General features: G+C 43.0%; 19 protein-coding genes, 2 tRNA genes and 2 pseudogenes. 10 read left to right on the top strand and 13 right to left on the bottom strand.

What is annotated here, in order from left to right; genetic code table 11:
* Positions 1 to 260: 260 nt before the first annotated feature.
* Positions 261 to 1,031 carry a tRNA pseudouridine(65) synthase TruC gene (gene truC / locus H0262_RS04535; RefSeq protein ID WP_133105023.1) on the bottom strand — a complete coding sequence of 257 codons (771 nt, stop codon included), beginning with the start codon at positions 1,029 to 1,031 and terminating at the stop codon, positions 261 to 263.
* A 411-nt stretch (positions 1,032 to 1,442) separates the two neighbouring features.
* Between truC and ppc the strand changes: the two genes are divergently transcribed.
* Positions 1,443 to 4,223: a phosphoenolpyruvate carboxylase gene (ppc, locus tag H0262_RS04530; RefSeq protein ID WP_181209836.1), complete on the top strand. Its 2,781-nt coding sequence runs from the start codon at positions 1,443 to 1,445 to the stop codon at positions 4,221 to 4,223.
* A 121-nt stretch (positions 4,224 to 4,344) separates the two neighbouring features.
* Here the strand turns inward: ppc and H0262_RS04525 are convergent.
* Positions 4,345 to 4,437 (bottom strand): annotated as a pseudogene (locus H0262_RS04525) (GntR family transcriptional regulator); the annotation flags it as partial.
* Between H0262_RS04525 and H0262_RS04520 the strand changes: the two are divergent.
* The 6 genes and pseudogenes from H0262_RS04520 to H0262_RS04495 form a co-directional block, all read left to right on the top strand.
* Positions 4,437 to 5,342, top strand: a pseudogene (locus H0262_RS04520) (tripartite tricarboxylate transporter permease); the annotation flags it as partial. The pseudogenes H0262_RS04525 and H0262_RS04520 overlap by 1 nt on opposite strands.
* A 270-nt stretch (positions 5,343 to 5,612) precedes the next feature.
* Entirely contained in the window at positions 5,613 to 6,638 is a 1,026-nt protein-coding gene (locus H0262_RS04515) for a D-cysteine desulfhydrase family protein (protein ID WP_259275398.1), read from the top strand.
* Positions 6,639 to 7,220: 582 nt separating this feature from the next.
* Positions 7,221 to 7,736, top strand: coding sequence for a spore coat protein U domain-containing protein (locus H0262_RS04510; RefSeq protein WP_181209835.1), 516 nt, complete (start codon positions 7,221 to 7,223; stop codon positions 7,734 to 7,736).
* A gap of 29 nt (positions 7,737 to 7,765) precedes the next feature.
* On the top strand, positions 7,766 to 8,503 hold the full coding sequence (locus H0262_RS04505) for a molecular chaperone (RefSeq protein WP_181209834.1): 738 nt from the start codon (positions 7,766 to 7,768) through the stop codon (positions 8,501 to 8,503).
* A complete protein-coding gene (locus tag H0262_RS04500; RefSeq protein ID WP_181209833.1) occupies positions 8,454 to 11,018 on the top strand; it encodes a fimbria/pilus outer membrane usher protein in 2,565 nt (854 codons plus the stop codon). Before H0262_RS04505 ends, H0262_RS04500 begins: the two co-directional genes overlap by 50 nt.
* Positions 11,018 to 12,004 carry a spore coat U domain-containing protein gene (locus H0262_RS04495; RefSeq protein WP_181209832.1) on the top strand — a complete coding sequence of 329 codons (987 nt, stop codon included), beginning with the start codon at positions 11,018 to 11,020 and terminating at the stop codon, positions 12,002 to 12,004. Before H0262_RS04500 ends, H0262_RS04495 begins: the two co-directional genes overlap by 1 nt.
* A gap of 158 nt (positions 12,005 to 12,162) precedes the next feature.
* On the opposite strand, the gene H0262_RS04490 is transcribed toward H0262_RS04495, so the two are convergent.
* The 8 genes from H0262_RS04490 to H0262_RS04455 all read right to left on the bottom strand — a co-directional run bounded on the left by H0262_RS04490 (position 12,163) and on the right by H0262_RS04455 (position 18,887).
* Positions 12,163 to 12,708, bottom strand: coding sequence for a DUF3124 domain-containing protein (locus H0262_RS04490; RefSeq protein ID WP_011514153.1), 546 nt, complete (start codon positions 12,706 to 12,708; stop codon positions 12,163 to 12,165).
* 15 nt (positions 12,709 to 12,723) lie between these two features.
* A complete protein-coding gene (locus H0262_RS04485) occupies positions 12,724 to 13,425 on the bottom strand; it encodes a TrkA family potassium uptake protein (protein ID WP_011514154.1) in 702 nt (233 codons plus the stop codon).
* Positions 13,426 to 13,475: 50 nt separating this feature from the next.
* A complete protein-coding gene (locus tag H0262_RS04480) occupies positions 13,476 to 15,236 on the bottom strand; it encodes a TrkH family potassium uptake protein (protein WP_181209831.1) in 1,761 nt (586 codons plus the stop codon).
* A gap of 341 nt (positions 15,237 to 15,577) precedes the next feature.
* On the bottom strand, positions 15,578 to 15,754 hold the full coding sequence (locus tag H0262_RS04475; RefSeq protein WP_181209830.1) for a hypothetical protein: 177 nt from the start codon (positions 15,752 to 15,754) through the stop codon (positions 15,578 to 15,580).
* A 77-nt stretch (positions 15,755 to 15,831) separates the two neighbouring features.
* Complete coding sequence (locus H0262_RS04470) at positions 15,832 to 16,572, bottom strand: DUF305 domain-containing protein (protein ID WP_181209829.1); 741 nt, start codon at positions 16,570 to 16,572, stop codon at positions 15,832 to 15,834.
* 59 nt (positions 16,573 to 16,631) lie between these two features.
* Positions 16,632 to 17,276 (bottom strand): DUF411 domain-containing protein, encoded by a 645-nt coding sequence (locus tag H0262_RS04465; RefSeq protein WP_181209828.1) that lies wholly within the window; start codon positions 17,274 to 17,276, stop codon positions 16,632 to 16,634.
* Positions 17,277 to 17,404: 128 nt separating this feature from the next.
* A complete protein-coding gene (locus H0262_RS04460) occupies positions 17,405 to 18,355 on the bottom strand; it encodes a DMT family transporter (protein ID WP_181209827.1) in 951 nt (316 codons plus the stop codon).
* 43 nt (positions 18,356 to 18,398) lie between these two features.
* Positions 18,399 to 18,887 carry a M48 family metallopeptidase gene (locus tag H0262_RS04455; protein ID WP_181209826.1) on the bottom strand — a complete coding sequence of 163 codons (489 nt, stop codon included), beginning with the start codon at positions 18,885 to 18,887 and terminating at the stop codon, positions 18,399 to 18,401.
* A gap of 313 nt (positions 18,888 to 19,200) precedes the next feature.
* Here H0262_RS04455 and H0262_RS04450 point away from each other — a divergent pair.
* The 3 genes from H0262_RS04450 (at position 19,201) to H0262_RS04440 (ending at position 20,734) form a co-directional block, all read left to right on the top strand.
* Positions 19,201 to 19,276, top strand: a tRNA-Asn gene (locus H0262_RS04450).
* Between the two features lie 193 nt (positions 19,277 to 19,469).
* A complete protein-coding gene (locus tag H0262_RS04445; RefSeq protein ID WP_011514160.1) occupies positions 19,470 to 19,799 on the top strand; it encodes a hypothetical protein in 330 nt (109 codons plus the stop codon).
* Positions 19,800 to 20,002: 203 nt separating this feature from the next.
* Positions 20,003 to 20,734: a hypothetical protein gene (locus tag H0262_RS04440; RefSeq protein WP_020443981.1), complete on the top strand. Its 732-nt coding sequence runs from the start codon at positions 20,003 to 20,005 to the stop codon at positions 20,732 to 20,734.
* Between the two features lie 117 nt (positions 20,735 to 20,851).
* Here H0262_RS04440 and H0262_RS04435 read toward each other — a convergent pair whose 3' ends face one another.
* The 3 genes from H0262_RS04435 to H0262_RS04425 all read right to left on the bottom strand — a co-directional run bounded on the left by H0262_RS04435 (position 20,852) and on the right by H0262_RS04425 (position 23,220).
* Positions 20,852 to 21,628, bottom strand: a complete 777-nt coding sequence (locus H0262_RS04435; RefSeq protein WP_181209825.1) for a hypothetical protein — start codon at positions 21,626 to 21,628, stop codon at positions 20,852 to 20,854.
* A 233-nt stretch (positions 21,629 to 21,861) separates the two neighbouring features.
* Positions 21,862 to 21,952, bottom strand: a tRNA-Ser gene (locus H0262_RS04430).
* 92 nt (positions 21,953 to 22,044) lie between these two features.
* Complete coding sequence (locus H0262_RS04425; RefSeq protein WP_259275397.1) at positions 22,045 to 23,220, bottom strand: type I glyceraldehyde-3-phosphate dehydrogenase; 1,176 nt, start codon at positions 23,218 to 23,220, stop codon at positions 22,045 to 22,047.
* Positions 23,221 to 23,404 lie beyond the last annotated feature (184 nt).

The raw sequence follows: 23,404 nt of genomic DNA, 5'->3' as shown, positions 1-23,404 counted from the left end.
AAAACTGGTGAAGTTATTACTACAAATGAGTATTTTTTGAAATGGTAATCTTCCAGGTTACTGCCTACGAATTTGACAGCAAATGTCAGTTCAATTCCTCACTATGAACCTGAACCTGAACCTGAACCTGAACCTGAACCTTCGATTGCAGCACCCGTATGTTCTGTCTTTATTATTTTAAAACCCGCTAACTACACTAAGACCTGTATGTCGACTTCTTTGATATGACTTTTGAAGATAAACCCTAAACTTTACACTGCTTAAACTTTAGCGCTCTCTACCCAAGCAAACTCTTCCAAAATGCGCATCCATTGATCGTCTAGTCCCGCTTTTAGCAATAACGGCTCACCGGTGACCGGATGGCTGAGCGCTAAACTCTGAGCATGTAGCAGCATGCGAGTACAATCATAGTGATTACGAAAAAATCGTGTGTGACGTATATCGCCGTGGCTGGTATCACCCACGATATGATGGAATAAATGTCTCATATGCCGACGCAGTTGATGCTTACGTCCGGTCTCGGGGGTTAAGCGCATTAGACTATAGCGGCTCGTGTCATGCTTTTTTGACACCGCAAATGGCAACTCAATTTGTGCCAAACTTTGCCAATGGGTCACTGCCTCTTGAGCCGGTTTATCCAAATTAGCGAACTTATCGGCAATAGCATCGGGCTGAAAGCTCAACGCATAATCAACGGTGCCTTGTTCTGACATATAGCCGCGCACCACAGCTAAATATTGCTTGGTCATTTTGTGTTCAGTAAAAGCCTCAGTAAGGCTGCGCGCCACGGCTGAGCTCTTGGCAAATAACAACACGCCTGACGTAGGCTTGTCTAACCTATGCACCGGAAATACATGGCAACCTACCGCATCACGGGTGAGCTGCATGGCAAAGCGTGTCTCGCCTTTATCCAGCCAACTGCGATGCACCAACAGCCCAGCCTCTTTATTAATCGCCACCAGAAATTCATCTTCATAGATTATTTCTACTTGATTGGCGATTTGATTGGCGGTGTCGCTTTCGATATTCATGTTTTCAGTGCCTATATTTTAGATATCATAATTATATATCTTTTTTAGCAAACGCTACCAATTCACGTATAAAAGGTATTCCAATAATTTTGCCCATATTTCTGACCTATCCTATAACTTTCAATCTCACACGCTTTTAACCGCCTCGGCATTGCCGTTAACTTAATCCGCTAACTTCTTTAATATGCGAAGTCACCCATGCTACACTTTAGAAGATAGCTTACCAGCCTTTATCGTCTCATTATTGTGCTGATTCGCTTTTATCAAAGATACTAAGTCTTTGATAAAATTGAATATTAGTCCTATTCACTGCTCATTACTAAACATTATATTAAGCAGTATTTTTCTTTATACAAAATTACAGATTTACTGCTTCACTATTTTTTAATTAATTTAAGGAGAAGGTCAAGGATGATAATAGATAATGACATATTACGTGAACGCATTAGTTTATTAGGTTCCTTCCTAGGGGATGCAATTTCTCGCCAGACGGGCGAACAAACGCTGCATACGATTGAAACGCTGCGCAAAGGTTTTATTCAACAGCGCCGTGAGCCTCATGAAGCTCATAAGCAGAAGCTCATCGATTTTATTGCCTCTTTGGACAATCAATCCTTAAAAAATGTCATCCGCAGCTTCTCTATCTATTTTTTCTTAGCCAATCTAAGTGAAGAGAATTATCTACGTGAAGAGCGCCATGCATTACGTATGCAATCAGAGCAGAGCTGGGAAGGATCGTTTCGCCGTACTTTACTAGAGTGTCGTGAGCGCAATATTGAGCCAGCACAGATGCAAGAGCTCATTGAGCAACTAAAATTCATGCCTGTATTTACCGCGCATCCTACTGAAGCGCGTCGACGTACAACGATGAACTTATTACAAGGTTTATTTACGCATAGCGATGCCTTAAATAACGTTGCACAAAACAGTTTTGCCTACGAGCAAGCCAGAGAAAAAACGGCGCAATCGATTGATCTGCTATGGTCGTCTGATGAAGTGCGGACGCGTAAGCCTTTAGTCTATGACGAAATAAATAATGGCCTGCATTATTTCAATGCCAGTTTATTCAACGCCATTCCTAAGGTTTACCGTAATATTAAAAACGCTATTATTGATATTTATCCTGAGCTAACAGACTACCCTCTACCTGCTTTCATAAGCTTTGGCTCTTGGATTGGTGGCGATAGAGATGGCAATCCCTTTGTCACTCATGACACCACAGAAATGGCCGTATTGATGCATGCAGATACCGTGCTGCGTCACTATCAAGTGTTGCTTAAGAAACTACGTCGTCAGCTTATTCATAGTGATACGATTGTTACTATCGAACCTGAAGTATATGCAAAAATTGAAAGTTATAGTGAGCTCGACAGACGAGTCTTTGATTACAATCTTGATGATTACGGCAATGAACCTTATCGCAGATTCCTCTCCTTAATCCTAAATAAAGTCAAAGCCACCAACCTTTTAATCCAAAGCAAAGGGAATGATACTGAGGCTAAAAAAGATGCCTACGCCAATCCACAAGAACTATTAGAAGACTTACGCATCATCCGTCAAAGTGTGAATACTCATGACACAGCACATGGCGAAGGCTTATTACTCGATATAATACGTTTGGTCAAAACCTGTGGCTTCCATTTGGCAGCGCTCGATATTCGCCAAGAGTCGTCTTATCATAGCGAAGTGATAGCTGATATTTTTGCCAATGCTTCTAACTTGCCTGACTACCAAAGCCTCAATGAAACCGAGCGCCAAGAGTGGTTGACGCGCTTGCTTAAGAAACCAGGCACACCGCTTATTTATACCGATAATTTAACGGATAAAACCCGTGAACAATTGGCCTTGATGCACTCAGTAGCGACTTTACGCAAACTGGTTGGGCAAGATACTTTTGGCAGTTATGTTATCTCAATGACCAATAACGCCAGTCAATTATTAGAAGTATTGCTACTCATGCGCTTTGCAGGCTTATGTAGAGTGGATGACGAAGCGCGACTGTCTGCCGACTTGCCAGTAGCCCCCTTATTTGAGACGATAGAAGATCTTAAAAACATCGATAAAATTCTACCTGAAGTTTTAGACAATCCATTATATCGAGGGTTGCTACGACACTCAGATAATACCCAAGAAATCATGCTGGGCTATTCGGACTCTTCAAAAGACGGAGGCATCATTACTTCTGCATGGCAGCTTTATAGCGCGCAGCAGACCATTAACCGTATCGCAGAAGAATATGGCATCAAAACCCGCCTATTTCATGGTCGTGGTGGCTCAGTAAGTCGTGGTGGCGGCTCGACGCATAAAGCTATTGCCGCGCAACCTGCAGGTACACTGCATGGGCAAATCAAAGTGACCGAACAAGGCGAAGTCCTTTATGCCAAATATGCCAACACCGATACCGCTGTATTTGAGCTAACCATGGGCATCACTGGCACGCTTAAAGCTTGCTCCTCAAGATTCGTGGTGCAACCGCCTGAACTGCCACATTATGAAGCGCTCTTTGCGCGTTTAGCAGATGCAGGTGAGCAGCGTTATCGCAAGCTAACTGATCATACCGAAGGGTTTTATCAGTTCTACTCCCAAGCGACGCCAGTAGCAGAAATCTCCTTATTAAATATTGGCTCACGTCCCGCCCATCGTAATAAAGGTCTACCAAGCAAAACAACCTTGCGCGCAATTCCTTGGGTATTTGGTTGGTCATTAGCGCGCTTTACACTGCCCGCTTGGTATGGTGTCGGCAGTGCGTTGCATAGCGTCATCGATGATGAAGCACTGATGAAAGAAATGATTGACTGCTGGCCATTTTTTAACGTGTTTATTAGCAATATTGAAATGGCGTTTACCAAGTCTGATATGAGTATTGCTCATGCTTATAGCCAATTATGTGACGATGAGATATTACGTGAACAGATTATGACAGCGGTGACGGATGAGCACGAGCTGACCCATTCAGGTTTAAACTCTTTGCTTAACCAAGAGTCGTTATTGGAGCATCAGCAGAATCTTGCCGCTTCCCTTGAATGGCGTAATGCGTATTTAGATCCAACCAACTATATCCAAATTGAGCTATTAAAGCGTGCCAGACAAAAAGACGCTACAAGCGATACCAATCATGGTGACCTCGACGTTGAAGACCCATTAATCCGTAGTATTAATGCCTTGGCAGCAGGTCTACGCAATACAGGGTAATTGATAACACAGAAAAATATAGGCAAAAAAGACAGTACTTTTAGTATTTCCTAAAGGTACTGTTTTTTAATCTGTTTATCTCAAACGGTCACTTAATTATCGATATAGGTTTAATAAACGCCTAAATAATATTGATTTCATAGCTGAACTTCTCTGCCAGCCCATAGGATTCTCTATATTCGATAGGATCGCCTTCTAGATTCTTCGCAATGCGTCAACCTATCTGATGGTATTCAATTTACTACCATTGTTATTGGTTTCTTTAGTGTGAGTGAAATTCTAATCTTGCTCGAAAAAACCACGACTGGACACAAGGTTATTGAACAAGGTAAACGGAGTCTCTTAAACTTTAAAGAGTTTACTTTTGCTTTTGGAGCCATGCTACGTAGTGGTCTAATGGGCTTTGTCGTTGGTATCTTACCAGGTGCAGGCGCAACGATTGCCAGTGCAATGACCTATGCCAGTGAACGTAAAATCGCTGGTGATACCGGTACTTTTGGTGACGGGGATCTTCGCGGTGTTGCCTCACCAGAAGCAGCAAATAATGCCTCAGCTTGTGGCTCATTTGTGCCAATGTTGACGCTAGGTGTGCCGGGTTCTGGTACGACAGCAGTCATGATGGGTGCGTTGACGTTATATAACATCACACCGGGTCCGCAGTTATTTACTGAGCAGCCAGATATCGTATGGGGTCTGATTGCCTCACTATTTATCTGTAACGTGATTTTGCTAATCATGAACATCCCTTTGGTGGGTTTGTTCGCCAAACTGCTTGACGTGCCGAACTATATCTTGATACCAGCCATTGCTGCGGTCAGTTTCGTTGGCGTATATTCTATCCATAGCACGACCTTTGACTTGGTATTTATGGTGGCACTTGGTGTATTTGGCTACTTCTTACGTAAACTAAACTTCCCCTTATCAGCGCTTATTTTGGGCTATGTATTGGGTGAGCTGATGGAGTCTAACTTAAGACGTGCCCTGTCTATCTCTCAAGGCGAGCTTAGTATCTTATGGAGCAGCCCTATCACAGTAGTGCTATGGTTGTTGGCTATTTTGATGATATTCATGCCTGTCATACGTAGTATCTACCGTAGAAAATTTAAGCCTGCTATTTAAATTTTAGTTACTCTGTTCTCGAAATACTTCTCCGGTGGTGGTTATACTCTATGTATGACCACCATTTTTTTAGGTTGAATCACTGAAATACCCCAAAATTTTCCGAAGTAGGTTTTATACCAATATAAAAGTAAATAGCAGTAGCTCGCCAAGACTGAGTCATTCGCATTGATAGCTTATAATTATAAGAAGTCCGTATGACTCAAATTGTTATTATGGTCGGATATTATTCAAAAGTATCTGTAACTTACCTTATCTCAAAGAGGATGAATGATGCAAAATAAATCTATATCAAGCCTGCCGAGTATGAATCGGCAACCTTTAGGGTTTTTCCCAACGCCGTTGATTGAGCTGACCAGATTAAGCAAAGCATTCAATGGTCCTAAAATTTATATGAAACGCGATGACAATACGGGACTGGCATTGGGCGGTAATAAAACCAGAAAGCTTGAATTTATCATTGGGGACGCCCTTGCTCAAGGTGCGGATACAATCGTGACAGCAGGTGCCGCGCAGTCAAACCATTGTCGCCAGACCGCAGCTGCCGCAGCCAGTTTGGGACTTGAATGCCATCTGGTTTTGGGTGGACAAGGACCAGAACAGTTGCAAGGCAATCTTTTACTGGATAAGATTTTTGGCTGCCATATCCACTGGGCTGGCAGCAACCGTAAAGGGGAAGACATTCCTGAGATTGTAGAGCAGCTCAAAAAACAAGGTAAGAAACCCTATATTGTCCCTTATGGCGGCTCAAGCGAGCTTGGTGCTTTTGCCTTTGTTGAAGCGTTTAAAGAGCTTGAATTACAACGTCAAGAGAGGGATATCTCATTCACGCATATCGTTTTTGCCTCCAGCTCCGGTGGGACACAAGCGGGCTTGATGCTGGGTAATAAAATCTTTGATTCACCCTATCAGATAGTAGGTATCAATATTGATAAAGGTGAAACCGATAAAGTGCCGTTTGATCAGTATATTATCTCCCTCGCCAATAGCACGGCTGCATTGATTGGGGCAGATTACACCTTTTCAGAGTCAGATTTAGTGCTTAATTCTGATTATGTGGGAGACGGTTATGGAGTGATTGGTGCACTAGAAAATGAAGCCATTGCCATGACCGCGCAAGTGGAAGGGATATTATTAGATCCTGTTTATACAGGGCGTGCGATGGGCGGATTACTCGATATGATTCGTACCGGTAAAATCAAAAAAACGGACCGTGTGTTGTTTTGGCATACTGGCGGCGCGCCCGCTTTATTTGCTTACGCTAGTGATTTAGCGGTATCTCAAAGCGGTCGTTAATCTGTCTAGCACTATCGAAAAGGTCGGCTAACTGAGGCTAGCCGACCTTTTTAACAACCTCTCAATCATTATAAAATCTAAACTTTAATTTTTAGATAACACTACATTCTATTCGTTAAAGAATATCTATCCCAAAGCATAAACCCTGTTAAAAAAACGGGCATATTTCACTCATCCTTACTGCAAGCAATATATAACATCTCTAACGCCCCAAGCATCCAATTTCCACTGTACATCAGCGACTTAGAGTTGGATATTAAAAAAATATCAAGCTTTATGACTGCCTTCTATGACCCAAGTTTAACTAACTAACCATCACGCACTAAATGTAAGTTTTAAGCATTATTTGAGTGTACAGTTGCACACATATTGTGTTACAATGTATATACAAATATCTGCATATAGTTTCATTTTATATAGAAAGTGTATATATATTGTTATTATCAGGTAATTGCGCTGTGCCGATAGGTTCCAAATTACTGAGATATCTGATCTTAGTAAGGTGAATTTTAGTCTTCAGCTAAGTCCCAAATTTTATATTATTGAAATTGCTAAAAAAACCTAATTCTTTGGAGATTTACCATGTTATTTAAAAAATCGGTTATGACCGCGGCTGTATTTGCCGTTGGTAGTGTTGCTGTTATGTCTGCGAATGCTGAGACCACTGGTAGCTTTAATACGACACTAACAGTTGATACTTACTGTCAGATTAGTACAGCAGCTACTGCCATTGCACTTACTACTGTTAACGATGGCGCCGCGAGAGAAGGAACTAGTTCTATTGGAGTGACTTGTAGTAAAGGGACTGCATATGAGATTGCATTAACACCAGGAAATGCTGATGTTAATGGCAGTGGCCTTTTAAAAGTGGGGGGAGCAGCAGGGCAAGGGATTGGTATTCCATATCAGTTAAAGCAAACGACAACTAAGGCTGTTTGGGGTAGTACTCTGGGTGTTAGCGGAAACGCCTTGTCTGCAACAGGTGAGGGTGTGCGTGTCCCTTCAACTCATGGTATAACAATTAATATAGCCGATGCAGCCACCGACGTTACTCCTGGTAACTATATTGATACTATTAATATTGCATTAACTTTATAATTTTTATGTTAATTCCTTGGTTACGTCATATGCTAAAACCTGGCCTTATTTCTACTTTGCTACTGTCTTCTAGCTTGACAGTGGCAGCGGGTTTGCAGGTATCACCCATCTCGTTAAGTTTACAGGCGCGCGAGACGGCGAACGGTCTGACGCTCAGCAATGCTGGTAATAATGTGGTGCAGGCACAGGTGCGCGTGTATCATTGGGCGCAGGATGACTCAGGTGATACGCTTACCTCATCGCGCGGACTGATTGCCAGTCCGCCGATGGTTGAGCTACAGCCCGGCGAGCGGCAGCTGGTACGTATCATCCGCGCCAAAGCGCCGCCGCAAGGCACAGGGGCGGTTGAGGACGCGTACCGACTGTTGGTCAATGAGGTGCCGGTTAAGTTGCCTGAAAACACCAGTGGGCTACAGTTTGCGATGAGCTACTCGCTACCGGTCTTTGTTCAGCCGGTTGGCGTGGTTAAGACCAGTCCGCAGTTACAGTGGAGTACTCATCTGCAACCGGATGGTAAAGTGGTCGCGCTTCGTGTTAGGAATACTGGCAATGGTCATGCGCAACTGGCTGGCTTAAGCTTTACTAATGTGGCAGGCACGAGTACGGATATTCATCAAGGTTTGCTTGGCTATGTGTTACCCGGTGCGACTATGAACTGGACACTGAAAATACCGCCTTCTGCTTTAACTTCAGGGGGTAAATTCAAGGTTATGCTAAATGGTATACAGACGACACCTGACGTCACGCTGGACACAAACACTCGCTAACGTCGTTTTTTTACAAAGTGTGGCAGTCTCTATTAGCCATGCTGCGGTACTGAATAAAGATATCTCTACGAGCAGCGTTGATACCAGCGCTGCTTTTTTGCGTGTTGCAAAAGCTAAGGAGCTTACAAATCAGGCTCAAATAGATACTAATGCTCAGTCTAATATAGATGCAGATTTGGCTCAGCTTGATTTGGACCGTTATAGTGATGATGACGATGCAGGGCTGGATTTATATCTGGACGTCATGCTTAATGGTGCCAGTAAAGGTCTAGTACACTTCGACTATCGTGATGAGCGCCTGTGGGCAACAGCAGCTATCTTGCAACAGCTGAGCTTTGTGTTGCCTCCATCGCTACAGGCAAGCCGTGACCCTATCGCCCTTGACAGGCTGCCTGAGCTGAATATTGACTACGATGCACGCCAGCAAACATTGACCCTTATCGCACCCCTAAGTATGCTTAAGCTAGATACGACTACCCATAGTACGCGTACCAATAAGCGCCCAAAAGCGAGCGCCTCGCCCGGTCTGTTATTAAACTACAACCTGTATGGCAGTCAAACTCAGAATAGCACTAAAAGTCTGAGCGCATATACGGAGCTGCGCGCCTTTAATGCGCTTGGCGTGGTCAGCTCTACCGCCTTAACGACTGCAAATACGGCTGCTAATGACAGTCGTCACAGTCAGTGGAAGGGTCAAACCGTGCGCCTTGATACCAGCTGGAGTCAGTCCTTCCCTGATAAGCTGCTAACGGTTCGGGCAGGTGATATTCTGACCGGTGCATTATCATGGACGCGGTCGACACGTTTGGGCGGTCTACAAATCGGCACCAACTTTAATCTGCAGCCTTATCGCTCGACCACACCGTTGCCATCGTTTTTTGGCTCAGCAACCCTACCCTCAAAGGTAGAGCTGTTTGTTGATGGTCTTAAGCACTATAGCGGTGAGGTGCCCGCCGGTCCCTTTGAGCTGGACACCGCGCCCAACATCAGTGGTGCAGGAACGGCGCAGCTGGTAGTCACCGATGCCTTAGGTCAAAGCAAAACCCTAACTTTTTCGTTATATGATACCCATCGATTGCTCCAACCCGGACTGTCTGATTGGTCAGTTGAGCTTGGCGCAGTGCGTGAAAATTATGGGAAAGAATCTTTTGATTATGGGGATGCGCTTGCCGCCAGTGCTACTTGGCGCCATGGGGTGTCCAACCGTTTTACCGCTGAAACCCATGCCGAAGTGACGTACGGTCTCTCCAATGCAGGGGTTGGTGGGACTTGGCTATTGGGGGGCGCTGGTGGTATTTTGTTTGCCTCGCTAGCCGCAAGCCATAGTGAGGGACAAAGCGGCATGCAGTACAGCACCAATTATTCATGGAACAATCGCCGCTTTAACATTGGTTTTAATGCACTGGGAACTTCTGGTGTATATCGCGATGTAGGCTCCCAATATGGCAATGCCCCTGTACATCGAAGTGAGCAAATATCTACGGGTTATAGCGTACCTACGTTCGGTAATTTTGGGCTAAGTTACCATCAGGTTGCCCAAGCTGAGAAAGAGGACACACGATTTGCCCGTGTCTCTTGGTCCAAATCCTTTGGCAGACGAGTAAGTATGAACCTCAATTATAACCATGACTTTGACCAATCAGCAAAAAGTAGCCTGTCGATAGGCGCATCGCTATCACTAGATCGCAATATGTCAATGCGAAGTAGCTTGCAACACACCGCAGCGCAAGACATCATCACAGCAGATATCTCAAAATCAGCGCCAAGCGCAGGTGGCATTGATTGGCGCGCGCAGGTACGCCACAGCGCGGCTAGCCAATCAGACGACAGCTTAAATAGTAATGCTAAAGACAGTACAGGCGCGTTGGCTGAGCTAAGCTATCTTGGACGCTACGGACGGGTTCAGGCTGGTATCAGTAGTAATGATGACAGCTATGCCACTTACGCCAGTGGCACAGGGTCACTTGTGATGATGGGCGGCGGCATGTTTCCTGCGCGCCAAATTAATAGCGGATTTGCAGTGGTATCTACCGGCGGAATCGCTGGTGTGCCCGTCCTATTGCAAAACAATCCTATTGGCACGACCAACCGCCGCGGACTGCTGTTAGTGACACCTCTCAATGCCTATCAAGAGAATAAGATTGCTATCGACCCCATGCAGTTGCCTGCTGACTTACGTATTAATAAAGTCAGTCTGGACGCAACCCCAACCGACCGTGCCGGAGTTATGATCGCTTTTGATATTACCCCTGTGCGCTCAGCAACCATTGTCTTAATCGATAGCGATGAGCAACCGATTGCCCTTGGCAGTCAAGTTACCTTACTGTCCAACGATGATAAACCAACCACCGTAGTGGGTTTTGATGGCGAGGTATATTTGGATACATTGGGTGCCCGCAATACCCTTGAGATCACTACCCCTGCTGATGGCATTTGTACGGTGCGCTTTGAGTACACCAAGCAAGGCGATGAGATTCCGCTCCTCGGTCCTTTTACCTGTAAAAAGGCACAATAATGTTACGACTTCAAAGCTATCATCTGTTTATTACGCTAATGGTGGGTTTGTTCTTAGCCAACCCTATAACCGTAAATGCTGATATCGGTTCTGGACCCATCGCCTGTACCCAAGTGGGTAGCACTATCAATGATTTAAATTTCGGCACTGTCAATCCCTTCTCAAGTACAACCTCAACCTCAGCGACCATTAACTATGAATGCAGAGGCAGTGAGGGACGCGCGTCAACTGCTAGAATTTGCTATACCTTTGGTCCTTTGAACACCGATGACCACAAGCTACTTGGACCGAACAATACAACATTGGCTTTTGATTTATTTTCAAGTTCAAGCCATGGTGCGCCTATTAGTAAAGCCAATCCGCTACAACTGACACTTAGTAGTGATGGGAGTAGCACACTTATCAAAGGCAATATTACAGTATATGCGCAAACACTCGCTGGGCAGACGCAGCTGGTTTCAGGAGATTACACACTTAATAATCAGATATATATGACTGTGAACTCAGTGGATGGCAGTAGCGCACCTAATGACTGCCTAACCATTACTGAAACGGATGCATTTACATATACCAGTCAAGCATCTGTCGCCGCTCACTGCACAGTTACTGCGGCAGGAGTATTGGATCTTGGACGCGTTTCGGCATCAACTGTACCCACGAAAGGCTCGGCAACCAACCTTATCAATGTCACCTGCACCAATGCTACTTCTTATAAGATTGGCTTAGAACCTTCGAATCAGGATAAAAATGGTCAGGGCGTTATGATAGGCAGCAATAGCAAGTCTACCTTACCTTATCAGCTGCAATCTGATGCAAGCGGCAAAGTTTGGGGTAACAACGGTACCACTTATGGAGATTTAAAGAATGGTGTTATCGGCGAAGGAAATGGCGCAATGCAAGCCCATACGGTACACGTTACCGTACCGAGCACTGATGTTAAGCCTGACAAATATTCTGATACAGTAACTGTGACCGTGTATTATTAATAACCTTATAAAAGAAAACAGCAAGAGTGAAGATAAGTCTTTTCACAAAACCGATCTACCTTTGCTTAGACCTAATACGTTCATCAGTAGATTCTCGACACTCAAATCTTAATAGATATGAAACTCTTGATGATTATTCACACTGAGGCATACATTTATCAATGCACAACAGGCGTACCCTCCGTGCTAAAAGCAAAGCCTTTATTGCTAAAATTGCCAATCATGACCGCTTCAATTACAGGCGTAACGGTGTCGTCCACCCCCTCTACTTCAATGATAAAGTTGGCACCAGAACCCCCTTTATCCTCTTCTTTTTCGACAATATAATTTAGAGTTGCCATCGCTGGCAGCTCAATAGGAGCTCTTAAGTAGGACTTTACTAAGGCACCATCAGTATCGTAATAATCAATTTTATTAATATACAATGATTTTTTTAACGTGGTATTACGCACGCTGAGTGTTGCAGAAAGCAATACTTTGCGATTGTCTCTATCAGTATAAATGTCTGAATATATGGGCACATAAAACGTTTGTTTGTAGCCAAACTGGCTGTGATCCGTTTCTTTTGACGTTTTTTCCAGCTCTTGAATTGGGTCCTTATGCTTCTCTGAAAACATCACATTTGGATCTTGTATAGACTGATCACAGCCTGAAAACAATATCAGGGCAGTCAGACATAGCATAGATACTCGATATTTTCTCATGACCTCTTTCCTTATTTAACGGGCTTTAACCCCAACACTACGTAAAAACTTATTAATATGTTCATTAGCACCATAAATGACCAGCACATCATTATCTTGTAGTACTTGTTCAGGTGCTGCCAAGCCTTGTATATTTGGTTTGGTTTGCATACGACCGAAGCTGTCTTCATAGTGCTCATAACGCATGGTGCTGAGCAATTTGATACTAAATCGGTGTTCAAGCTGTAGCTCGCCGATGGTTCTACCAATCAAATCAGTAGGAATACTAATCTCGACAATACTAAAGTTGTCACTTAACTCGAACGAGTCTACAAAATAACGCAAGGACAGCCGTTTTGCCCAGCGCATTGCCGCCTCTTTCTCAGGATGAAAAATATCATCAACCCCAATCGCTTGTAGGACTTTTTCGTGTAGTGGATTGATACTACGACTGATCAAACGCCGTGCTTTTAGCGTTTTAAATAGCGCTGTCGCCATGACATTGGCACCTTGGTCTTCACCAATGGCTACCACGACAATATCGGTGTCTTTAATCGGTAGACCATTGACCGTATATTCATCGGTCGCATCCATACAGATGGTATGAGTAATCACTTCTTTATAGGTTTCAACCTTTTGCATACTGCTATCGATAGCAATGACCTCATGACCTTGGCTGGTCAGCGCCATACCAAGCGAAGACCCAAAACTGCCCAAACCTGCGATAATGAATTTCATAATACTCCTTGTCACTCACCTCTATACTATAGTGGTAGTGATGGGACGGGTTAGTTAATAGTAATCTCTTCCGTTGGATAACGGTAGTTACGCTCATGTCTATTTTTGAGTAAAGCAATAAAAATCGTCAGCATACTGACACGCCCAACGAACATAATGAATGACACCACAAGCTTGCTAAAAGTAGACAGCTCCGTGGTCAGATTTAAGCTTAATCCCACCGTGCTATAGGCTGAAAAACACTCAAATATCACTTTAATCAAATCAAGCTCAGGCTGATCATAACTGATCAAAGTCACGCCCAGCCCAATGACCAACAAGGACAGCCACATAACAGAAAATGCACGGCGAATTGAGTTATCTGCAATTTCGCGTTTGAATACTTCGACTTTGGTCTGTCCACGCGCCAAACTCAAGGTATTTAGGAAAGCAATGGCAAAGGTGCTGGTTTTAATACCACCACCAGTAGAGTTTGGAGATGCCCCAATCCACATCAAAAAAATGGTCAGCATGATGGTTGGAAAAGCCAAGGCATTCATGTCGATATTGTTAAAGCCTGCGGTTCGCGGTGTCGCAGCAGTAAAAAGACCCGCTACCAGCTTGCCATACCAGCTGCTGTGCTCAGCCAACACACCATGATATTCAAACATCATCACCCCAATCAGCCCTACTAACAGCAAAGCGCCAGAGGTGATTAAAGTGATCCGACTATTGATACTCAACAGCCACGGCTGGTAGGCATAGCGCTGTCCATCACGACACAGTGCTCTTTGCATACGGTGACGCAGATAACGGAGCAAGTTAACGACAATCAAAAAGCCCATACCGCCAAATAAAAAAGTAATACTGATAATCAGCTGTAAAGGATAATTGAAGCGCAGTGATTCATCGTATAACCCCGCACTAAAAGTAGAGAATCCAGCATTACAGAATGCCGAAACGGCATGAAATATAGAGAAGAATAAACGCTCAAATATGCTCATGCCTGCCAAATCATAAACACTTATATAAATCAGTATTGCTGCCAGTGCCTCAATACCAAAGGTGACATATAAAATAGACTTTAAGGTTGTCACCATGTCGCCCATACGTGGCGAATATGTCATCTCACTGATACTAAGCTGGGTCTCGTAACTGATACCACCCTTAAAGAAGTAGCTAAAATAAGTCACGAAAGTTAGGATGCCAAGACCACCAATTTGGATAAGACCTAGGATAATCACTTGCCCAAAGGTAGTGAAATGGGTTGCGGTGTCGACGACGATGAGCCCCGTCACACAGACGGCGCTGGTCGCGGTAAATAAGGCATCTATAAAGGAGATGGGTTGATTTGTAGCATTTGGCATCATCAGCAATAATGATCCGACCAGTATCACTGATAAAAAACTTAAGATAAAAAATTGACCGGGGTTTAAAAAGGCTCGGTTAAGACTAAAATTATTATCTGATATTTCACGGATGAAAGTGACTAGTACGGCAATCTTGATGGCAATAAAACCATCAGCGGGCGTAGACAATCCCGATTGAAACAACTCAGTAAAATGTAGGACGAGCAAGATTAAAATGGCAATGCTGGTCAGCAAATCAAAGACAGCTACTTTATTGACCGTCAGGCGTGTTTTTGGACGTATATAACGTCTTAGCGTAGTGACAAAACTGAGTAAAATAATACTCATATAAAACAGGTGAAACACTTGTTGTAACCATGCGGACAATGTAAAACCACTGTCAATTAAGGCAACACCGACACCAATAAGGCTTATTACAACGATAAATTTATTTAATAACCGATACGGTATGCCCACATACATAGCTTAGGTCCAGAAAAGGAATAACCAGAATACTTATACTCCTTTTTTCTGTCATATACTAAGCGTGGTTTTAGATAATCGTAACCAGTTATGTGTTCTAACATCAGCCACTACAATATTCGTCATAGTTACTTATCTAGTGGTTACTTTAACAACATTGTCTCTACCGTTTTATCAGCAGAGCACCTATGTTAACGAGCACTATTTATTATAATGTATTAACAATAAAACCACTGATTGCGGTAGCGATTATTGCCAGACTGAATAAACGATCAAGGAAGAGGATTTGTTATGAAAATGACTTCTAAAGATAACGTACACTCATTGATACCGACCATCCACTATAATACTGGCTGTACCTGCCCAAAGTGCGGCTGTAGCGCGGCATCAACTTGTGATAAATGTGATCGCTGTTCGAAATGCTGTGAGTGTGGTGAAAAGTAGTTATTCTTACCATAGCCTTTTGAGCTACTGACATCGAAAAAGCAGCCTTTAGAGGCTGCTTTTTTATACTTCAAATTGCAAAATACTTAGTAAATAAAGGGTCTACATTTCATTATAGTAAGGTTTAAGTATTAAAGTTTAGGTGTTAAATTTAACTTTTATTTGCTGCAATCCAGCTTTGCATCTGCTCAATTTCAGGCTGTTGTGCATCGATTATTTCTTGCGCCAGCTTACGCATCTCAGGATTTTTACCATATTTAAGCTGCGTTTCTGCCATATCGACTGCCCCAGTATGATGAAGTAACATGCCACGAGCAAATGCCATATCTGGTACTGGGTCAGCAATACCTTTCATCATGTCACCATGCATCGCATCCATACCCTTAGCATAAGCTTGCTGCATGGCTTTAGTATCCGCTGTTGGCATTTTGGCATCAGGATTGTTGGCAAGCCATGTTTTCATCTGCTCAATCTCAGACTGCTGGGCGTCGATGATTTCTTGTGCAAGCTTACGCATCTCTGCATCGGTGCCGTATTTTAGTTCAATCTCTGCCATATCTACCGCGCCAATATGATGAGCAAGCATGCCTTGAGCAAATGCCGCGTCTGGATCGTTATAATCCATACCAATCATATCTTCATTCATTTTGGTCATTGAGTCAGTGTATTCTTTGAGCATAGCCGTCATTGGTGTTCCGTCTGCTACCATAGCGCCTGCACTCATGTCATGAACTGCATGCGGGTCCGCTGCAGCAGTATTTTCTTGTACGGTTTCTTGCGATGCAGCATCCTCTGGGGCAGTCACGTCAACCTTATCATTGGCTGGTTGACAGGCACTTACTGCCAATAGGACACTAGTAGCGAGAGCAAAGGTGCTTAATTTATTATTCATGGTACCGCCTTGGCTAATAACGATTTAATTTAGGTATTACAAAGTAAAAAAGCGCTAGCTTATAGCTGTTGCTCGGTTGAGACAATATCAGCATAGACCTCAGTAGTACCGTCTTTATTAAGCTGCATAATCTGATAAGGCGCAAATTTATTTTGATACTCCATACCTGGACTACCAACTGGCATACCAGGTACGGCAAGACCTAGTGCTTGTATTGGTGGGTTTTCTAAAAACTGCGCCACATATTTGGCTGGTACATGACCTTCAAAGACATAACCGTCGGTTGTGACAGCAGTATGGCAAGAGCGCATCTCAGTTGGTACGCCGTAGCGCTCTTTAAATACTGCCAAATCCGTAACATCGTGCGCAGTGGCGTTCAGACCATTATCTTCTGTATGACTTATCCAGTCTTTACAGCAGCCGCAATTGGCATCTTTGTAGACCGTTGCTGAGACGTTTTTTAAGAAATCTGAATTGCTGGCTGGCGTTGTTATTGCCGATTCCGTTTGAGCGTTTGATTCAGCAACATTTGCGGTGACTGCTGCGCCATTGTCATTTTGTAAGGAGCTTGCATTGGACGCGCTACTGTCAGGTTGGCTACAGGCGAATAAGGCGGATGCAGCAACTAACCACACTGTACTTTGCAAGAGTTTATAAGAATGACGTTTGAAGGTAGGGATAGAATCGGATGTAAAGGCGTTCATAATGCAATCTCATGTATTTTTTGCATTATACCAAATAACACTTATACTCAATCAAGACAGTCAGGCATTTAACATAGTGACTTTAACAAAACATGACATTCAGATAACAATGCTGGCAGGTTGGCATATCATTCACTTACTGACCCTTTCTCTGCTCTCATCATCTTTACGCCACCATAGCTGACCAACATCACCCCAAGTCCGATTAATGAAGCACCTAAGATTAGCCCTTCCGGTGGACTTTCATTTTGTAAAAAAATAGCAATTGGTACACCGACTACCGCCCCTACTGCCCCTAATAAGCTCAGCAGCACAGGACCGCCTGTTTTTTGCAGTAAAAACAACAGTAAAAACTGCGCAGCAAATACAAATGCTTGTAGCACAATTACACCAAGCGGTAAAAGCGCTGTCATCGGAACCGCTAAAGAGTAATGAGGAACGATACTGACCAGAGCTAGCAATCCTGATGCAGCAATCAGCATACCAGGCGCAAGCGCACTAGCAGAGAGATTGGCTGGCCAATATAGCGTCCGATAAATATTACCAATGGCAAGCAAAACAGGACCACAAAGCGTCAAGACGATCCAAAATACACTGGCATCTGGCGCAGAAAACTTACGTACTGCCAATACGCCTGCTCCCGCAAGAGCAGAAACTACGCCAAGTGCACGAAGCTTAGTAAATGGCTCGATACGCAACACGATGGCGGCAAGATAAGTAAGCAGCGGTGGCAAGGAGATAATCAAGGCGACAAAACTTGCGCCAACGTGTGGAATCGCTGAGAAGAATATTAAATTGGAACCTGCAACACTGACCAATGCTGCAACAAAATAATAGCTGAGGATAGGTTTGTTTAAAGGCGGTAGCTCACGACGCCACAGTGCATAAATAAACAAAATAACTGCGGCACCTGTAATAGACCAAAACAGAAATGCCAGTGGCGTCAGACCAATTTCGCCTGCATATTTTGCCAAATTGGTAGAAATACCGATTAAAGCGCCGCCAGCGAGCAGACAAAGCAGAGGAAGGAGCCATGTTTGCTTATGGCCTAAAGTCCTTTGTTGCGCTGACGACACCATAGCTTATCCTATTCATCCACCTTATTATGCCAACCACGATAGATTAGCATTCGCGCCATTGCAACCACAAACGCGTATCCAGCTCCAACTGATGATAATCAGGCTCCATATGACAGCAAAGCTGATAGAACGCTTTGTTATGCTCCTGCTCCTTAAAGTGCGCCAACTCATGAACAACAATCATCCGCAAAAACTCAGGCGGTGCCTCTCTGAATAAGCTTGCGACCGTAATGCTATTATGCGCTTTAAGCTTACTGCCTTGTACGCGAGACTGATAAGTATGAATACCCAGCGCATGTTTGAGTACGGTGAGCTTACTGTTATAAGTCACTTGAGACAATGAATTGCTTTTGCGCATATACTGATTTTTTATGTCATTAATATAGTGATATAACGCTTTGTCGTTTTGGATTTGGTGTCTCTCGGGATAGTTTTTATCCAAATAATCGCCCAACTTGCCACTACTAATCAACATGGCAGCTTGATTTTGGATATCCTCAGAATAATGAGCAATATATTTTAAGGTGGTCACTGCTTTTGTCCTTTATCTTGATGCGCGATATTTATCTATATCAATTATACGGTAAAGATATTTTTTTGCTTTAATAGTTTGCTCAAATAGATAATGGCTGTTCTATTATTGAGTCATCAATATGTTATTAAAGTAGATAAAATAATGGTGTTATGGTCGATATTTAGACAATTATGATTAGATTTATAATTAATCTCATAATAAGGTTGACAGCTCATGACTACTTGGCTAAAATGTGCCCCACATAACGCAAACAAGACAAGCAATTGGGCGTATTAAAGCCTTTGTAAAACTTGATGTTATTACCAATTATTCTCCAATAGCTCAGTTGGTAGAGCAACGGACTGTTAATCCGTGTGTCCCTGGTTCGAGCCCAGGTTGGAGAGCCATATACGAAAAGACCTTCATCACTTATTTGATGGAGGTTTTTTTTGGCTTGTATTTATTAGTGCTTTATTAATATGGCTATTAATGCAGCTTCGGTGTTCTTTTGGGGACTTTTGTTGTATGGTAAGGGTAGATATGACTAAGTCAGTTTTGCCTGAGTGCTTTATTCCTACTCACTAATAGTAATGGTTTATTATGATACCTGCACGTATAAAAAATAAGTTTTCTGATCATCCGCAAAAAATCATGCGCCCTATCAGTATTCGCCTCTCTGAAGAGATGATTGAGCTTTTAACGGCGACCGCATCAGAGCTTGGATTTAAGCGTATTCAAGGCTTGATTCGCCTATATATCCGTCAAGGTCTTGATCGTGACCATCAAGACTATACGCTTGCCCATGATGAAGTTTTTATTGAGACATTACGCAAAAAAGGCGTGAGCCAGCGTATTATTGATGAGGCGATTGTGGTGACTCACAATAACAATATCACCCATTCATTGTCTGATCTGCAAGAAAATAAATAGCAGTAGCATTTGAGTGTTTAACCGCTTGAGTAGCTCATATTCGAAGCCTTAATAAAGACTAAGTTACCCTAACGGTGCTTGGTCTTTTTTTGCGATTGATAATACTGTACTCACCTTTATTTAGCGATAAATAAACATACACAACGGTAAGATACAATGCATTAAGATAACAACTACCACAGCTCATATGGAGGTATCAGATAATGGGTTTATACAAACGTTTAAACAAAGTTGTGTTATTGACTGTGAGCTTGGGGCTGTTTCCTGCCCTGTACGGTTGCTCGCAGCCGCAAGTAGATCCTAGCCAGCAAACCATACCGACCAACTCTGATCAGTGGCAAAAGACACTGGGCGATACCTTTGAGCGTCTACCTGAAGCAGATAGAAAGCTGCTAAGTCGTTATATGCTACGTATGAAGCTTAGTAGCGCCTATGAATCAGGTGCGATGCCGCGTATTACTATTAAACAAGCTTTGATCCAACAGCGCGAATATGAGCGCCTACATCCAAACAACCCAACGGGTAAGAAAAGTCCCATTGTAACCAGTCAAAAGCTCGAAACTGCCAATCACCTCAACTATCCTGTTGCCCTATTACCAGTCAAAACCAGCGATAGTGACAGCTTAAACCAAGTCAAGCTACAGTTTATGCTGTCAAATCATGGCAAAGTAGCTATCGAAAGTTTTCAAGGTACTCTCACGATGAAAGAGAAACGTTTGACCAAAAGTAAACGCTTCAATGTGCCATTAACCCAGTTTGAGCCACCTATCGCTCCAGAACAATCTGGCAAGATAATCATTGAGAGCAGTATCGAAGACATCAATGTTATGCGTGCTATTAAAAATAACACAGGAGTGAGCATTGAAATCACTGAGGGTAAAATGATATTAGCGGATGGGCAGGAAATCGAATTTGACGAATTACTAGCCAAATAAAACAAAGGTTTTAAACTCGATAGCAATATGAAACAGCAACATAAAAAAATCCCCAATCATTGCTAATTGGGGATTTTTTATGAAATACATAGAATTAACATTCATTGTTTCGTGATATTAGCTAATAAAAACACTGCCTTTCTTTTTCGTACTATCAGTACCAAGATATATTAACTCATTATCTTCATCTACTAATGCAACTCCTGTATGAGTCTGTCCTGCATCATAACAAGGAGATGCACCAAAAGTTACGCTACTTACAAAGTATCGGCCTGAAATAGATGGTGTAAATTTACCTGTCATACTACAGCCTTCGTCATCATTTCCAGTGAAATTACCATTAGAGTCAAATGTAATTGTTGACATCCCTGATCCTAAAACATCAGTTATGTATGAATCTCCATTGTACGTTTCACCGTTAATCATAGCTAAGGTTTGTTTTCTAGCTGATAAAGCCTCGTCATAGCCTACATTGTAATTTATCGTTTTTTCATTTTGCTCTGAAAACGTTCCAGTGAAGGCTTTTGATGGTTGACTATTACCAGTAACTGTAGCATCACGACTATTCTTTCCAATTTCCCTATCAAAAGAATAGTTTTTCACTAAGGCTGTAAACTTACTATTATTAAACGCTACTGAGTCGTTACTTCTCATAAAACCTAAGAAATCTTCATTTTCTGAGTAGATAAACCATAACCTATTATCATCGTCAACTAAGCCTTCTAGATACTCTCCTTCATCTGTTGTACCTGTATATATACCAGGAGTTAATTTAACAGTCAGTGTAGGGTCAGGATTTGGATTCGGGTTTGGGTTAGTAGTAGAGTTAGAGTCATCACCGCCGCAACCTGTAAGGGCAGTAACTGCGAATAAATACAGCGCTATTTTATTCATTGGCGTATCCTCAGGTTATTTAACTACAAAGTAATATTAATAGTATTAAACAACACTTAGATTATACTCAATTATTGATATATACACTAACGATTCGCTCCTCGTCCTCTATGATATTTGTAACAGTAACATTTGTAGCATAGATGCATTCTGTAGACAGTAAAGGTCAGATAACACTCATTTGTTACACATAAAAAAATCCCCAATCATTACTGATTGGGGATTTTCGAATTTGGCGGAGACGGAGAGATTCGAACTCTCGAAGGGCTATTAACCCTTGTCGGTTTTCAAGACCGGTGCATTCAACCGCTCTGCCACGTCTCCATTTGTGCATCATTATAGCGATCTGAAATGAGAATGCAAGCAGTTATGTCAAAAAAATTAAATTATTTTTTAAACGGCTTATAATCATAAGTCTAAAGCTTGTTTGAAGCAAGATGCAAGCACATATCAAGCATGCGATTGGCATAGCCCCATTCATTGTCGTACCAAGCAAAAACCTTGTATTGATTGCCGACTTGCATCAGTTGTTGCCCATCTATAATCAATGATTCAGTCTGATGGATAAAGTCACTTGAGACCAGCGGCTCCTCCGTATAGTCCATGATCGTCGCTAAATGCGCCTGACTCGCTGATTTTAAAACGTCACGTATTGCTTCAATACTGACATTTGGCGTCTCAAATACAAACGTCACATCAATCGCAGCAACATCAATAGTTGGCACCCTTATTGAATGACCATTTATCTTACCCACCATATTTGGTAACACGCGTTCCGTAGCAGCGATACTGCTTGAAGTCGTTGGAATGATATTATAACCAGAGGCGCGCGCACGCCTTAGGTCACGGTGCGCTTGGTCAAGTACAGTTTGATCAGCCGTCACTGCATGAATCTCAGTCATCATCGCCGACCCAACGCCAAATGCCTTATCAAGGGTATCAATAAGCGGTACGAGCGCCTGAGTGGTACAAGAGACGCTAGAGATAATAGGCAGATCACGCGTCAAAGCATCACTGTTGACGCCCATCACGATACAAGCGTCGACATGGTCAAAGGGTGCAGCACCGATGATCACTTGTTTGGCACCCGCCTCTATATGCAAGCTTGCCTGCTCATATGAGCGATAGTGTCCGGTGCACTCAAGCACCACATCGACCTGCAACTCTTTCCATGGCAGTGTTTCTGGGTTTTCTCTTGATAATAAACGAATGCAGTAAGTAAGATTATTTTTGGTCAAGCACAGCTGAATATCATTTTTTGCTGTCGCACAGGGCTTTTGCTGATGATCGGTGAAGCCATCTTGTACGATATCCGCTGTCACGCCAAGCTGGCTCAAACGCCCATGTGTGCTATCGAACCTAAGTAAATGTAATAAGGTTTCGGCAGGTGCCAAATCATTAATCGCGACCACATGAATAGCACGTCCTAGCACCTCAAAGCGCTCTAATAACGCACGCAATACATTGCGACCAATACGACCAAAACCATTGATAGCCACTCGCAAAGGCTGAGTCTGGTCACTGGTCGTATGAAACCCTGCTGTAGCAGGATTAGACGTCAAACGGTAGGTAGCACTAGAAAAATCAGGCATAACAAGTTATCGCTGTAATAGAAATAAAAAATGAAGGCTAAAATTGAATGCCATCGGCTGATCAAAAAAGCGCCACGCAGAATATATAGTGAGTTTACTACAAAAGTGTTATAGCGCTATTGGTATGAATTTTACGCAGCCTCTGGGAACGCAGCACGCCAGTAAAATTTATACCAATAGCGCG

The sequence above is a fragment of the Psychrobacter sp. D2 genome (assembly GCF_013608135.1).
Classification (GTDB): Bacteria; Pseudomonadota; Gammaproteobacteria; order Pseudomonadales; family Moraxellaceae; genus Psychrobacter; species Psychrobacter cryohalolentis.
This window is presented reverse-complemented; position numbering and strand designations above follow the sequence as displayed.